Here is a 14,522-nt window from a genome sequence, read left to right as displayed (position 1 = left end):
GGTCATCTCCCAAAGATGCCCCAGCTTGGCTAGCCGGTAGAACCCCCGGACCCGGTACCCGACATGATGCACTTGCAAGGCGCTCCTCCCGCTTCGAAGGAGTGCCAAAGGTTTGTGAACTTATGCACGCCGCCCGGCGCGGATTCTCTCTATGCGAGCCGCTTGCGCTGCTCGTCCAGGCCGTCCCAGAAGGCCGCCACCGCGTCCAGCATTTCGTTGCCGTAGCGGATGAAAGCGTCTTCGTCGAGAGGGTTCTGGAAGTAGTATTCCTCCAGCTCCTCCTGGGTGTGGCGCGCGTGCTGGGCTTCGAGCCGGCTGTGCCAGACGAAAAAGCCCAGGGGCAGGTCGGCGCCGTGGCGCTCGTTGTAGCGTTTCAAGCCCTCGATCAGCTCCTCCCAGAAGCCCGCCGACGCCCAGTTCTCCACCGCGTAGCTCGCCACCTGGGAAACCGCGTAGTCCTCGCTCCCGTAGAGCCGGATGAGCTCGTCGCAGAAGAAGAGGGTGGAAGCGGTCCCGTGGCGGCGCTTGCCGATCTCGTCGAAGCGAAGCCCCAGCTTGCGGGCGATCTGGTAGAGCCATTCGAAGTGGCCCGCCTCGAAGCGGAAGGTACCGCCCTGGACGGTGCCCTCGGTGCCCACCTTGTCGGGATCGTAGTCCTGGATTTCCGCCGGCCGCCGGGCGCCGTGGGGGTTGAAGATCACGCCGATCTCGTTGGCCAGGATCTCCTTGGAAGCCCGCATGCCCTCCAGGGTGTCGGCGTTGATCATCTTGTGGAGCTGGGCCACCAGGAACTGGTTGGAGAACACGGAGAACTGAACGACGAAGGCCCGGATCTGGGCCTCGTTCTGCTCCCCCCGCTTGAACCAGGCGGTATAGGCGTTGCGGGTGATGACCCGGTGGGTCAGCAGCTCCCGGTTGATCCGGTTCTGGAACCTCAGGAATTCCTTGCCTCGCTCGACGCTATAGCCGGGCCGCCCCGCCTGGATCGCCTGAAGGGAAGGCGCGGTGAGCCCCGCAAGTCCCCGGCGTGCGGCGTAATCCTGAAGTTCGCCCGCGAGCACGGCGCTCCTCCCATTCTTTGGGTCAAATCCCTTAAGTATTTGACCCCCATCGCCGGGGCTTGGTTTACCGCCCTCCTCTTTCCGGGGTGGGAGACTTCCCAGGCGAAGCGTCCGGCTGCCGCTCGGGGGCAGCCGCCTGGAACGCGGGAAGCGCCTCGCAACGCTCGGCGATGGCCCCTAGGGCGGGATACAGCGCGAGATCGCACCCGAAGCGCCGGGCGTTATAGAGCTGGGGCACAAGGCAGGCGTCGGCCAGGGTCGGCCGATCCCCATGGCAGTAGGGCCCGGTGGCGGCGTCCTTCGAGAGCAGGGCCTCCAGGGCAGAGAGCCCTTCGGCGATCCAGTGGCAGACCCACCGGCGCCGGGCCTCTTCCCCCAGGCCCAGGGACGCCTCCAGGTACACCAGCACCCGCCGGTTGTTGAGCGGATGGATGTCGCAGGCGATGGTCTGGGCCAGGGACCGCACCCGGGCCCGCCCCCAGGGATCCGCCGGCAGCAGGGGCGGATGCGGGTGGCGCTCCTCCAGGTATTCCATGATGGCCAGGGACTGGGTGAGCACCCGGTCCCCGTCCACCAGCACCGGCACGAACCCCTGGGGATTGAGGGCCCGGTGTTCCGGGCGGTGCTGCTCGCCGCGGACGAGATGGACGAACCGGGGCTGGTACTCGAGTCCCTTCAGGTGAAGCGCGATGCGCACCCGGTAAGCGGCGGAGCTGCGGTGGTAGGTGTAGAGCTGCAGCACAGGGTCCCCCATCTATCAACTTCCCTGTCCCCGGCGATAAGGCTGTACTTCCTGGTCGATCGCCCCGAAGATGGACCGCCCTTCCGCGTCCAGCATCTCGATGCGCACCCGGTCGCCGAACCGGAGATAAGGGGTCTGGGCCGCGCCGGTCTCGATCAGCTCCTGGGCCCGCTTCTCGGCGATGCAGCAGAAGCCGCGGGAAGGGTCGGCGTTGGACACCGTTCCCGAGCCGACGAGGGTGCCGGCGCCCAGGCGCCGGGTCCGGGCGGCATGGGCCACGAGGGCCGGAAAGTCGAATGTCATGTCCTCCCCCGCCTCGGGAGCGCCGAAGAGGGTCCCGTTGACCTGGACCCGCAAGGGCAGATGGACCCGGGCGCCGTCCCAAGCCGCACCCAGCTCGTCGGGGGTGACCGCCACCGGGGAAAGGGCGCTCGCGGGCTTGCCGTGGAGAAAGCCGAACCCCTTGGCCAGCTCCGCGGGAATCAGGTGGCGCAGGGACACATCGTTCACCAGGACCAGCAGGACGATCTGCTCGCCCGCTTCGGCGGGGCCGGCCCCCATGGGCACGTCGTCTGTAATCACCGCCACTTCCGCCTCGAAGTCGATGCCCCAGTCCTCCGACTCGGCGAGAATGGGGTCGTGGGGGCCGAGGAAGCCGTCCGAGCCCCCTTGGTACATGAGGGGGTCCGTTTCCGAGTTGGGGGGCATCTCCGCGCCCCGCGCCCGCCGCACCCGCGCCACGTGGGGGAGGTAGGCGCTCCCGTCCAGCCACTGGTAAGCCCGGGGCAGGGGCGCCGCCAGGGCTTCCGGATCGAGCGGGAAAGCGCCGGGCATGCAGCCCTCGTTGAGCAGCCGGTAGACCGAACCGAGGGCCGGGCAGCAGGCCTCCCAGTCGTCCAGGGCCGCCTGGAGGGTCGGGGCGATTTCCGGCACCGGGACCGCCGTCGTTAGGTCGTGGGACACGACGACGAGCGTCCCGTCCCGCCCGCCGGACCTGAGGCTGCCGAGCTTCACGGCTTGGCGAAGTCCTTCCAGGAGTCCACGTACTCCCGCCACTCGATCATCTCCGCGGCGGGGGTCACGTCCAGGGCGTCCCGGCTATCCACCATCACCGCCACCTCGTTGGTCTCCCTGCGGGCCGCTGCGGCGGCGAAGGCCTTGGGATGGGGCCCGTGGGTGAAGCCCGAGGGGTGTAAGGTGATCATGCCGGGGCGGATATTGTCCCGGGAGAAGAACTCGCCCCGGTGGTAGAAGAGCACCTCGTCGTAGTCGTCGTTGTTGTGGAAAAAGGGCACCTTGAGGGCCCCGGGGTCCGATTCCAGCGGGCGCGGGCAGAAGGTGCACACCACGAAGCGGGGCGCGACGAAGGTGGTGTGGGCCGAGGGGGGCAGGTGGGCCCGGTGACTCATCAACGGGCGCAGGTCCCGCCAGTTGATGCGCACCGGGGCCAGGGTGCCGTGCCAGCCCACTGCGTCCAGGGGGTTGAAGGGGAAGGTCTGGGTGGAGAGGGCTCCCCGCCGCTTGATGACCACGCGCCACTCGGTCTCCCCCTGCTGGGCGCGGAAGGCCTCGTCCATGGCCGGCACGTCGAGCGCCGCCGGGTCGAACACTGCGTGCTCGCCGGCGATGCCCTTTTCCGGCAGCCGGTAGCTCTCGTTGGTCGCTTCCAGGAGGAGCAGCACCACCGGGCCGCTCGCCTCGATGCGCCACAGGGTGCCTCGGGGAAGGAGGATGTAGTCCCCGTCCCGAAACGCCAGACGGCCGTAGTCGCAGAAGAGGTCCCCGGCGCCTTCATGGACGAAGGCGAGCTCGTCCCCGTCGGCGTTGCGCACCAGGTGATCCATGACGCCTTCGGCCCGCCACAGCCGCAGTTGCAGATGGGGGTTCGCCAGCAGCAAGGTTGCGTCCCAGGGAGAGGCGCTCCCCCGTTCCAGCCGGTTGGTGTCGAAAGCCCGCGGCCGCAGGGGCCCCTCGAACCGGCTCCAGGCGGTGGGTGGATGGCGATGGTACATTTGGGTGGAAGGCCCGTAGAACCCCTCCCGGCCCAGCTCCCGCTCGTAGGTGCCCGGCGGCAGATCAGCGTGGGCCTGGCGGGAAGCGACGCCCTCGACTCGAGGAAAGGTGATCCACTTGGCCATAGGAAGGACTCCCTAGAGCGCTCCCCGCGCGATCTGCTCCCGCTCCATCGCCTCGAACAGGGCGCGGAAATTGCCTTCGCCGAAGCCCTCGTTGCCCTTGCGCTGGATCAGCTCGAAGAAGATGGGCCCGATCACGGTTTCGGTGAAGATCTGCAGCAGCCATCCTTCCTGGGGGGAGCCGTCGATCAGGATGCCGTCGCGCCGCAACCGCTCCAGGTCCTCCCCGTGGCCGGGAAGCCGCTCGTCCAGCGCGTCGTAGTAGGCCCCTGGCACTTCCAGGAAGCGAATGCCCCGCACCCGCAGCCGCCCCACGCTGGCGCAGATGTCGCCGGTGGCCAGGGCGATGTGCTGGATCCCCTCTCCCCGATAGGCGGCAAGATACTCCTCCACCTGGGACCTGTCATCGGCGGACTCGTTGATGGGGATGCGGATCTTGCCGCAGGGGCTCGCCATGGCCCGGGACTTGAGCCCCGTCGCGATCCCGTGGATGTCGAAGTAGCGGATCTCGCGGAAACCGAACAGCCGCTCGTAGAACCGAGCCCACTGGTCCATGCGGCCCCGGTGCACGTTGTGGGTCAGATGGTCGACGGCAGTGAGCCCCGCGGAAGGCACTGGGGGCGCGTCCACCGGGACGAAGTCCACGTCGTAGATGGTGGTGTCGCCGTAGCGGTCCACCAGGTAGATGAGGCTGCCGCCGATGCCCCGGATCGCCGGGATGGTGAGCTCCCCCGGTCCCACCGGACCGTAATAGGGCTTCGCGCCCAGCGCCAGCGCCCGCTGGAAGGCGGCCTGAGCATCCCGCACGCGGATGCCGAAGGCGCACACGGACGGTCCGTGGACCCGGGCGAAGGCCTGGGCGAAGCTGTGGGGCTCGTGATTGAGGATGAAATTGATGTCGCCCTGGCGGTACAGCACCACGTCCTTGGAGCGGTGGCGGGCGACGGGCGAGAATCCCATGCGCTCGAACAGCTCGGCGAGGCTGCGGGTATCGGGGGCGGTGTACTCGACGAACTCGAAACCGTCGGTACCCACGGGATTGGGCTGTTCCCCGGTCATCGTGCCCCTTTCGCGCCAGACGAAGCCAATGGTTTTCTTTTCGTTTGACTTTTCCCTCCCCCGTTCGTTCGTCCCGACGCGGGAAGGACGTATGCTAGGATTCGGCTGGGTGAAACCGCACCGCGGGCGTTGCCTGTGATAGCCAACCAGCGGAGCAAAAAGGCGTCTAACGGCAAGAGATCCGCGTTTTTCGTCTCCCTCATGCTGAGGAGGTAGCGCTTGAGCGTCGTCGCCACGTTCCAAGTCCAATTCCGGCGCTTTCTGGACCCTGCGGGCCGCGTGGTGCAGCCCCTTCCCCCCTTCGCCGCCGATCCCCGGAACCTGATCCCCCTGTACCGGACGATGGCCCTCACCCGCGCCTTCGACGCCAAAGCCATCGCCCTGCAGCGCACCGGGCGCCTGGGCACCTTCGCCTCTTCTCTGGGGCAGGAGGCGGTAAGCGTGGGCGTGGGCAGCGCCATGCGCCCCGAGGACGCGCTGCTCCCCGCGTACCGGGAATACGGCGCCCAGTTTCTCCGCGGCGTCACCATGACCGAAATCCTCCTCTACTGGAGCGGGGACGAGCGCGGGATGGACTTCTCCGGCCCGCCCCACGACTTTCCCATCTGCGTCCCCATCGCCAGCCAGGTGTGCCACGCTGCGGGGGTGGCCTACGCCTTCCAGTACCGGCGCGAGCCCCGGGTGGCGGTGGCCGTGTTCGGCGACGGCGCCACCTCCAAGGGCGATTTCTACGAGGCCCTCAACATCGCCGGCGTGTGGCGGCTGCCCGCGGTGTTCGTGATCAACAACAACCAGTGGGCCATCTCGGTGCCCCGCGCCCGCCAGACCGCCGCCGAAACCCTGGCCCAGAAGGCCGTCGCCGCCGGCATCCCGGGCGAGCAGGTGGACGGCAACGACGTGATCGCGGTGCGCCACGCCGTGGGTGAGGCCCTGGCCAAGGCCCGCGCCGGCGGCGGCCCCACCCTGATCGAGGCCCTCACCTACCGGCTTGGGGATCACACCACCGCCGACGACGCCAGCCGCTACCGGGACGCGGAAGCGGTGAAGGCCCGCTGGGCGGAGGAGCCCCTGTCCCGGCTGCGGGCTTACCTCGCCCGCTGCGGCGCCTGGGACCGGGAGCAGGAAGAGGCGCTGGAAAAGGAATGCGCCCGTCGAGTGCAGGCGGCGGTGGACGAGTTCCTGGCGATCCGGCCGCCGGGGCCGGAACAGATGTTCGACTGCCTCTACGCGGCGCTGCCCGCCGCGCTGGAAGAGCAGCGCGCCATCGCCCTCGCCTTCGCGCCGCGGACCGCCCCTTCCGAGGAGGGCAGGGATGGCTGAAGTCACCATGGTGGAAGCCATCAACATGGCCCTCGCCTGGGAGATGGCCCGGGACCCCGCGGTCATCGTGCTGGGGGAGGACGTGGGGGTGAACGGCGGCGTGTTCCGCGCCACCGTGGGGCTGCTCGCGCGCTTCGGCGCCGAGCGGGTGCTGGACACGCCCTTGGCGGAAACCGCCATCGCCGGGATCTCGGTGGGCATGGCGGCCCAGGGCCTCAAGCCTGTAGCAGAGATCCAGTTCACCGGCTTCATCTACCCGGCCCTGGACCACATCGTCAACCATGCCAGCCGCATGCGCCATCGCACCCGGGGACGCCTCTCCTGCCCCATGGTGCTGCGCTCCCCGTGCGGCGCCGGCATCCATGCGCCGGAGCACCACTCGGAGAGCGTGGAGGCTTTCTTCGTCCACGTACCCGGGCTGCGGGTGGTCATTCCTTCGTCTCCCCAGCGGGCCTACGGGCTGCTCCTCGCCGCGATCCGCGACCCCGATCCGGTCATCTTCCTTGAGCCCACCCGCCTCTACCGCCTGTTCCGCCAGGAGGTGGCGGACAACGGGGAGGCTCTCCCCCTGGACGTGTGCTTCACCCTGAGGGAAGGCAGCGACGTGACCCTGGTCTCCTGGGGCGCTACGGTGCACGAGACCCTGGCGGCCGCCGACACCCTGGCGGCGGAAGGGATCTCCTGCGAGGTGATCGATGTGGCCACCCTCAAGCCCCTGGATCTGAGCACCATCCTGACGTCGGTCGCCCGCACCGGCCGCTGCGTCATCGTCCACGAGGCAGCGCGCACCGGAGGTTTCGGCGCCGAGATCGTGGCGGGCCTCGCCGAGCGTGGCCTTCTCAGCCTCCTCGCCCCGGTGGAGCGGGTCACGGGCTACGACGTGGTGGTACCCCTCGCCCGGCTCGAGTACCAGTACATGCCCAACGTGGAGCGCATCGTCGCCGCCGTGCGCAAGACGCTCAAATTCGCGTAACGCGAAAGGTTGAACCGCAGAGACCCAGAGGCACGATGAGGATCTTCAAGCTTCCCGACCTGGGGGAGGGACTGCACGAGGCGGAGATCGCCCAGTGGCACGTCCAAGAGGGGGACCAGGTACAGGCCGACCAGCCCCTGGTGTCCGTGGAAACCGCCAAGGCCATCGTGGACATCCCCGCGCCTTACGCCGGGCGCATCGCCAAGCGCTTCGGAGAGCCCGGGGAAGTGGTGCACGTGGGGGCGCCCCTGGTCGGCTTCGAGGGGGAAGCCGCCGAAGAGGACGCGGGCACCGTGGTGGGCCAGATGCCCGCGCAGCAGCGTCCGGTGGTGGAGGAGGCCCCGGGGCTGGTGGCCCGGCCGGCGGGCGGCGGCATCAAGGCGACCCCGGCGGTGCGGGCCCTGGCCCAGAAGCTCCAGGTGGATCTCGCCATGGTCACCCCCACCGGCCCGGACGGCTTGATCACGGCGGCCGACGTGCAGCGGGTGGCGCGCATCCTGGCCGAGGCGGGGCCGCGGGAGGTGCTGCGGGGCGTGCGGCGCGCCATGGCCCAGAACATGACCCTGGCCAACGCCGAGGTGGCCTCGGCCACCCTGGTGGAAGACGCCGACATCCACGCCTGGCGGCCGGGGGAGGACGTCACCGTGCGCCTGATCCGGGCCCTGGTGGCCGGCTGCCGCGCCGAGCCGGCGCTCAACGCCTGGTACGACGCCCAGGCCATGGCCCGCTGGCTGGTGAAGGACGTGCACCTGGGGCTGGCGGTGGACACGCCGGACGGCCTGTTCGTCCCGGTGATCCGCAACGTGGACAAGATGGAACCCCCGGCGCTGCGCAAAGCCATCGACAAGCTGGTGGAAGACATGAAGGCCCGGCGCGTGCCGCCGGAGGACCTGAGGGGCAACACCATCACTCTCTCCAACTTCGGCATGATCGCCGGCCGCTACGCCGCGCCCGTGGTGCTGCCGCCCACGGTGGCCATCCTGGGCGCCGGGCGTATCCGGGAGGCAGTGGTGGCGGTGCAAGACCGGCCCGCCGTGCACCGCCTCTTGCCCCTGTCCCTCACCTTCGATCATCGCACCGTCACCGGCGGGGAGGCGGGCCGCTTCCTGGCGGCCGTGATCGCGGACCTGGAAAAGCCGGCGTGATGAATCACCGGAATAACCACGGAGGCGCGGAGGCACAGAGGGAGAGCGATTTTTCCGAAACGCAAAGGGCGCGAAGCGCGCAAAGCAAAAACGATTTCCTCTTTTCGGGATTTTCTTTCGCACCCTTTGCGCCCTCTGCGTTAAAGAAATCTTTTCTTCTGCTCTGTGCCTCCATGCCTCTGTGGTTCGCGCTAGAGGCGGCCCAGGCAGACGAGCGTTACGACGCCCTGCGCCGGCGCATGGTGGAGGAGGTGGCCCGGATGGCCGCCCTGACTGCGGCCGAGACCGGCCGCACCAAGCTCGATGCCAAAGTCATGGCGGCGCTCGCCCGGGTGCCCCGCCACCAATTCGTCCCTTCGGGCCAGGCGCCCTACGCCTACGAGAACCGACCCCTGCCCATCGGCCACGGCCAGACCATCTCCCAGCCCTATATCGTGGCCCTGATGACCGATCTGCTGGAGGTGAAACCGGGCCACAAGGTGCTGGAAGTGGGCACCGGCTCCGGCTACCAGGCGGCGGTGTTGGCGGAGATGAGCGCCCAGGTCTTTACCATCGAGATCATCGAGCCTCTGGGACGCACGGCCGATGAGCGGCTCAAGCGTCTGGGCTACCGCCAGGTGCGGGTGCGCCTGGGCGACGGCTATTACGGCTGGCCGGAGGAAGCGCCCTTCGACGCCATCATCGTCACCGCCGCGGCAAGCCACATCCCGCCGTCCCTGGTGCGCCAGCTCAAGCCCGGGGCACGCATGGTAATCCCGGTCGGCGCGCCCTTCCTCACCCAGCACTTGATGCTGGTGCGCAAGAACGCCGAGGGAACCGTCGAGAGCCGCCAGATCCTGCCGGTGAGGTTCGTGCCCCTCGTGGGAGGTCACTAGCCCGGGCTAGCTGAGCGCCGCAAAGAATGTTTGATGACGCTCGCTCCCTCCTCCCTCATCCAGCGCCCCCCGTTTCCCGTTCCTCCGGCACTCCCCCGCTCTTCGCCGTCGCCCTGGTCTCCGCCGCGGCCCTCGCCTACGAGGTGCTGCTTACCCGCATTTTCTCCATCGTCCTGTGGCACCACTTCGCCTACATGATCATCAGCGTGGCGCTGCTGGGCTACGGGGCCGCGGGATCTGTGGTGAGCGCGCTGCGGGCACCGCTGGAACGGCGCTATGATCTCGCCTTCGTCGTCGCGGCGGCCCTCTTCGGCTCGACCGCCCTCTTCTGCGGCCTGGCGGCCCAGCACGTAGGGTTCAACCCCTTGGAGCTCGCCTGGACCGGCCGCCAGCTCGCGCGCCTGGCAGCGGCCTACGCCCTGCTCGCCCTGCCCTTCTTCTTCGCCGCGGTGTGCGTGTGCCTGACCCTCACCCGCTTCGGCGCCGAGATCCCGCGGGTGTACAGCTTCGACATTCTGGGGGGCGCCTGCGGCAGCCTCGGCATCGTGGCGGCCCTGTTCGCCCTCGCTCCCGGACAGGCCCTGGGTCTGGTCGCCGGCACCGGCGGCGCGGCCGCGGCGGCCGGTGCCTTCCGGCTGGGCCGGCCGCGCCTGGGCGCCGCCCTCCTCGCCCTCGTCATCGCCGGCGCCGCGGGACTGCCGGACGGGCTCACGCGGCTCAAGCTCTCCGAGTACAAACCCCTGGCCCAGGCCCTGGACGTCCAGGGCGCGCACTTGGACTTCGAGACCTCTTCCCCTTTGGGCCTGGTGAGCGTGGTGGAGAATTCGGTGGTGCCTCTGCGCCACGCGCCCGGGTCGTCCCTGAACGCGCCCCAGGGGCCCCCGTTCCAGCTCGCCGTGTTCATCGATGGGGACGGGCCCCACGCTATCGACCGCTTCGACGGCGGGCGCGAGTCCCTCGAATACCTGGACTTCGTCACCTGGGCACTTCCCTATCACTTGGTGGTGCGACCCGCCGTGCTGGTACTGGGCGCCGGCACCGGCACCGACCTGCTCCAGGCCCATTACCACGGCGCCCGCTCAGTAGATGCGGTGGAGCTGAACCCCCAGGTGGTGGAGCTGGTGGAGCGCCGCTACGCCGAGTTCTCGGGGCGGCCCTACCATCTCTCCGGGGTGCGCCTCCATCTCGCCGAAGCGCGGAGCTTCGTGGCGAGGGACCGGAACCATTACGACCTGATCCAGTTGACCCTCCTGGACGCCTTCGGCGCCTCCAGCGCGGGCCTGCACGCCCTGGCCGAAAGCTATCTCTACACGGTGGAGGCTTTGGAGGCTTATCTCGCCCGGCTGCGGCCCGGCGGGCTGCTGGCCATCACCCGCTGGGCCACGGTTCCACCCCGTGACGCGCTCAAGCTCTTCGCCACCGCCGTCGTCGGCCTGGAGCGCGCGGGCGTGGCCGATCCCGGCCGCCAACTTGCCATGGTCCGGGGATGGCGGACCGTAACCCTGCTAGTGAAGAACGGGAGCTTCAGCGCCGAAGAAGTGGAACGCATCCGGGCCTTCTGCCGCACCCGGTCGTTCGACCCGGTTTATTTCCCCGGCATGGAGCGGACCGAAGCCAACCGCTACACGGTCCTACCCCAGCCTTGGTACTACGAAGGGGCCCAGGCGCTCCTTTCCCCCGACCGGGACGCCTATCTCGCCCGGTACAAGTTCGCCATCGCGCCGGCCACCGACGACCGGCCCTATTTCTTCAATTCCTTCAAGTGGCGCTCGGCGCCCGAATTCCTGACGCTGCGCCGCCAGGGGGCGCTGCCGCCCATCGACTGGGGCTATCCGGTTCTGGTCGCCACCCTGCTCCAGGCCCTGCTGGCGAGCGCCGTGCTGATCCTGCTGCCGCTCAAGTTTCTGCGGCCGGGACCGGTGTCCGCCCGGGCTGCGCCGGCCTGGCGGATCGCCACGTACTTCGCCGCGGTGGGGCTCGCCTTCATGCTGATGGAAATCGCCTTCATCCAGAAGCTCACCCTGTTTCTGAGCCACCCCTTGTACGCGGTGGCCGTCGCTCTAGCCGGCTTCCTGTTGTTCGCCGGCTTGGGAAGCCGCTTCGCCGCTCGCTACACCCGGGAGCCGGGCCGCCGCCCGGATCCCCTCTGGCGGGCGGTGCTCCTGCTTTGTGCCGGCGCGGCGCTCGCTCTCATGGCGCTGCCGCTCCTCACCGATCATGGGATCGGGCTGCCCGACCCGGGCCGCATCGCGCTCGCTCTGGCCCTCATCGCTCCGATCGCCTTTCCCATGGGCATGCCCTTTCCCCTCGGCCTCGCCCGCGTGTCCCGGCACTGGGGACACTGGGTACCGTGGGCCTGGGCCATCAACGGCTGCGCCTCGGTGGTGGGCGCCGTTGCCGCGAGCCTTCTCGCCGTGCACGCGGGGTTCACGGTAGTGGTGCTGGCGGCGCTCACCCTCTATCTCCTCGCCGCCGCCAGCTTGCCGCGACGGAACTAGATTTTCGGTGTTTTCCGCTTCAATTTAATGATCCAACCGCGCGTCCGGCTTGATCTCCCCTGCCAGGCGCAGGCCCCAGAGGGCGGCCAGGGGACCCACCGTCTCCAGGATGGCGATGGCGGCGAGCACGGTGGTGGTCAGGGACGCGGTGATCCCGGGGTAGAGCTCTTCGGTCATCTTAAGCAGGCCGATAGCCATGGCCGCCATGGGCACGAGGGAGAGCCCCAGCCCGAAAGCCTGGGCCGGGGAAAGTCCCGAATACCGGCCCGCCACGAACACGACGGCGGACTTAGCAATGAAGCGGGCGAGGACGAAGGCCACCGCCAGCAGGCCCGCCCGGGCGAGCTCTTCCAGGTGCAGGTTGGCGCCCGCCACCACGAACAGCACCACGAAGAAGATGTCGCCCCCGTGGCCGAACTCCACCTCCAGGAGCGCCTGGCGCCGGTCCAGGTTGCGGCACAGGACCCCCAGGGCGAGGAGCGTGAGCAGGATAGACACATGGAGCGCCTGGGCCGTGCCCACCGCCAGGACGATCACCCCCACCAGCAAGGCGAACTGGGCGCTGTCCCGATGCCCGATGAGCTGGCCGAGCCGGATGGTGAGGTGGGCGAGGACGTAGGCGAGGAGCAGCGACCCGGCCACCTGGTACAGGGGGTGCAGGACCGCCACCACCCAATCGGCCTGTTGCTCCTGGTGCAACCAGGGCAGAATCGCGATGAAGAAGAAAAATGCCAGGAGGTTGTTGATGGCGATCAGGGTGAGGGCCCGGTCGCTCACCGGGCCCTGGGCGTCGAACTCCCGCATCACCAGCAGCATCACCGCGGGCGAAGAGGAAATGCCGATGGCGGCGGCGATGGCGGCGTGCACGGGGGGAAAGTCGAACGCGGCGAGCACCCAGTAGGCGGCGGCGAAGGAGGCGAAGCATTCCGCCAAGGCGGTCGCCAGCACGGCCCGGTCGTTGCGCAGGGACGGGACGTGGAGCCGCCGGCCGATCTGGAACAGGATGAGGCCGAGGGCTGTGTCGACGAAAATCCCGGCGCCCGCCACCATGGAACGGGTGAAGACGTCCAGCACGCTGGGCCCAAGCAGGAAGCCGATGGCGATATAGCCGGTGATGCGCGGCACGTAGCGGCTGCGGTGGGCGATCTCGCCCCCCACCAGGCCGGCCCACAGCACCAGGCCGAAAATCACCAGCGTGTTGATCTCCGGTGGCCACGCCGGAAGGAAGTCCAAGGACATGGAGAGGTTTCTGGAAGGGGTGCCCCGCGCCGCCCGCCGGATCACCTGGCCGCGGGTCGGACCGCCGGCGGCGCGAAGATCTGTTCCATCTCCCGGCGGAAACGGACCGCCTCGCCGTCCGTAAGCTCCACGTCACCCCAGGTGATCAGGTCGTCGGCCGCCACTGGGCGCTTGAGCTTCGCCCCGTGGGCCAGGCCGATGGGGAGTCCCTGCAGGGCGAGGGAATCTCGGGCGGGCAGCAAGTGTCCATACACGGTGTGCCCCCCTTCCCCGTCCAGCGTCTCACCCGCCCGGAGATCCCGCTTGGCCCTGGCCACCACGTCGCCGAGGAAGTCCACGGGCGCGCCCGTGGGCTCCCGGCGCAGGGCCACGGACGCGACGCTGATCGCCAGTTCCAGCCCGATCAGATGGTACGGCTTGTACATGGCGGCGTAATTGCCGCTCGCATCGGTGATCAGGCCGTACTCCCGGAGGCAGCGGCGCACGTAGTCGCTGTCGGCGGCGAAGGTCACGTACACGCCCCAGCGCAGGCTCCGGCGCACCTGCCGGCCGTCCCGCAGGAGGCTGGACACCACCTCCACCTGCCCCCGGTGGTGGAGTGTCCCGCCCTCGCTGCGGGGCTTGAGCACCTGGGGCAGCTCGTCCACGCCGCAAGGCGGAAAAGAAAGCCCCTCGGGGGCGGGGACGAGGCCCGCGGCGTTGGCCACGGCCGCCATCTCGATGGCCGACTTGGTGCCGTCCAGGAAGGAATTGAACATCCGGGCGTTGAAGTCCCCCCGGGCCACCATTTCGGGGCTGAAGCCGTAATGGCCCCAGACCGTGTCGGGCGTGGAGCGATGGTACTCGGGGAGATACTTGGTCCCCTTGCCCGCGGCGATCACTTCGAACCCCGCGCTCCGGGCCCAGTCCACCAGCTCGCAGATGAGAGCCGGCTGGTCGCCGTAGGCCAGGGAATAGAGGACGCCCGCCTCCCGGCACCGACGCGCGAGCAGCGGCCCGGCCAGGGCGTCGGCCTCCACGTTCACCATGACGACGTGCTTGCCGTGCCGGCAGCACGCCAGCACGTGACGGATGCCGGCGGCAGGATCCCCGGTGGCATCGATCACCACCTCCACTGGGCCCGCGGCGATCAAGGACAGGGCGTCGTCGGTGATCCAGGTGCCGCCGGTGGCGAGGGCCGCATCCGCCGAGGGGGCGGCGTACCGGACCTGAGGCCAGCCCACCCGCGCCAGCGCCTCCCGCGCCCGCTGGGGCGACAGATCGGCCACCCCGATCACGTGCAGCCCCGGCGTCCTGGGAGCCTGGGACAGGAACATGGCACCGAACTTCCCGGCGCCGACCAGGGCGACGCGCACCGGCTTGCTTTGGGCGGCGCGCTCAAGCAGCAATCGATGAAGATTCATGGAGCAGGGTTCCTCGCCATCGGATCGAGAGGGAGCAGGAAGCGGCCCCTGGTGGGGGCGGCGAACGGGCGG

At 69.2% G+C, this 14,522-nt stretch carries 12 protein-coding genes; 5 read left to right on the top strand and 7 right to left on the bottom strand.

Annotated elements, in window-relative coordinates:
- Nucleotides 1–149 precede the first annotated feature (149 nt).
- The 5 genes from ACUVYZ_RS02075 to hppD form a co-directional block, all read right to left on the bottom strand.
- Entirely contained in the window at nucleotides 150–1,061 is a 912-nt protein-coding gene (locus ACUVYZ_RS02075; protein WP_439932769.1) for a hypothetical protein, read from the bottom strand.
- A 64-nt stretch (nucleotides 1,062–1,125) separates the two neighbouring features.
- Nucleotides 1,126–1,800: a maleylacetoacetate isomerase gene (gene maiA / locus ACUVYZ_RS02070; RefSeq protein ID WP_439932790.1), complete on the bottom strand. Its 675-nt coding sequence runs from the start codon at nucleotides 1,798–1,800 to the stop codon at nucleotides 1,126–1,128.
- A gap of 18 nt (nucleotides 1,801–1,818) precedes the next feature.
- Nucleotides 1,819–2,817, bottom strand: coding sequence for a fumarylacetoacetate hydrolase family protein (locus tag ACUVYZ_RS02065; protein ID WP_439932768.1), 999 nt, complete (start codon nucleotides 2,815–2,817; stop codon nucleotides 1,819–1,821).
- The gene (locus tag ACUVYZ_RS02060; protein WP_439932767.1) at nucleotides 2,814–3,941 is read right to left on the bottom strand and encodes a homogentisate 1,2-dioxygenase; all 1,128 of its coding nucleotides are present in this window, start codon (nucleotides 3,939–3,941) and stop codon (nucleotides 2,814–2,816) included. The genes ACUVYZ_RS02065 and ACUVYZ_RS02060 overlap by 4 nt, the downstream gene beginning before the upstream one ends.
- 12 nt (nucleotides 3,942–3,953) lie before the next feature.
- The gene (gene hppD / locus ACUVYZ_RS02055) at nucleotides 3,954–4,997 is read right to left on the bottom strand and encodes a 4-hydroxyphenylpyruvate dioxygenase (protein ID WP_439932766.1); all 1,044 of its coding nucleotides are present in this window, start codon (nucleotides 4,995–4,997) and stop codon (nucleotides 3,954–3,956) included.
- Between the two features lie 219 nt (nucleotides 4,998–5,216).
- On the opposite strand from hppD, the gene pdhA reads away from it, so the two are divergent.
- From pdhA to ACUVYZ_RS02030, 5 genes are all read left to right on the top strand, one after another.
- The gene (gene pdhA / locus ACUVYZ_RS02050; RefSeq protein WP_439932765.1) at nucleotides 5,217–6,317 is read left to right on the top strand and encodes a pyruvate dehydrogenase (acetyl-transferring) E1 component subunit alpha; all 1,101 of its coding nucleotides are present in this window, start codon (nucleotides 5,217–5,219) and stop codon (nucleotides 6,315–6,317) included.
- On the top strand, nucleotides 6,310–7,290 hold the full coding sequence (locus tag ACUVYZ_RS02045) for an alpha-ketoacid dehydrogenase subunit beta (protein WP_439932764.1): 981 nt from the start codon (nucleotides 6,310–6,312) through the stop codon (nucleotides 7,288–7,290). Before pdhA ends, ACUVYZ_RS02045 begins: the two co-directional genes overlap by 8 nt.
- Nucleotides 7,291–7,325: 35 nt before the next feature.
- Entirely contained in the window at nucleotides 7,326–8,435 is a 1,110-nt protein-coding gene (locus ACUVYZ_RS02040) for a dihydrolipoamide acetyltransferase family protein (protein ID WP_439932763.1), read from the top strand.
- A 173-nt stretch (nucleotides 8,436–8,608) separates the two neighbouring features.
- A complete protein-coding gene (locus ACUVYZ_RS02035) occupies nucleotides 8,609–9,310 on the top strand; it encodes a protein-L-isoaspartate(D-aspartate) O-methyltransferase (RefSeq protein ID WP_439932762.1) in 702 nt (233 codons plus the stop codon).
- 26 nt (nucleotides 9,311–9,336) lie between these two features.
- Nucleotides 9,337–11,808: an SAM-dependent methyltransferase gene (locus ACUVYZ_RS02030; protein ID WP_439932761.1), complete on the top strand. Its 2,472-nt coding sequence runs from the start codon at nucleotides 9,337–9,339 to the stop codon at nucleotides 11,806–11,808.
- 24 nt (nucleotides 11,809–11,832) lie between these two features.
- Here the strand turns inward: ACUVYZ_RS02030 and ACUVYZ_RS02025 are convergent, their stop codons facing one another.
- Both ACUVYZ_RS02025 and ACUVYZ_RS02020 read right to left on the bottom strand, forming a co-directional pair.
- The gene (locus ACUVYZ_RS02025; protein WP_439932760.1) at nucleotides 11,833–13,047 is read right to left on the bottom strand and encodes a cation:proton antiporter; all 1,215 of its coding nucleotides are present in this window, start codon (nucleotides 13,045–13,047) and stop codon (nucleotides 11,833–11,835) included.
- Between the two features lie 41 nt (nucleotides 13,048–13,088).
- On the bottom strand, nucleotides 13,089–14,450 hold the full coding sequence (locus ACUVYZ_RS02020; protein ID WP_439932759.1) for an NAD(P)H-dependent oxidoreductase: 1,362 nt from the start codon (nucleotides 14,448–14,450) through the stop codon (nucleotides 13,089–13,091).
- Nucleotides 14,451–14,522: the final 72 nt, after the last annotated feature.

Source organism: Pelomicrobium sp. P1, assembly GCF_052805615.1.
The sequence above is the reverse complement of the archived record's forward strand: the minus strand, read 5'-3'. Positions and strand labels throughout refer to the sequence as shown.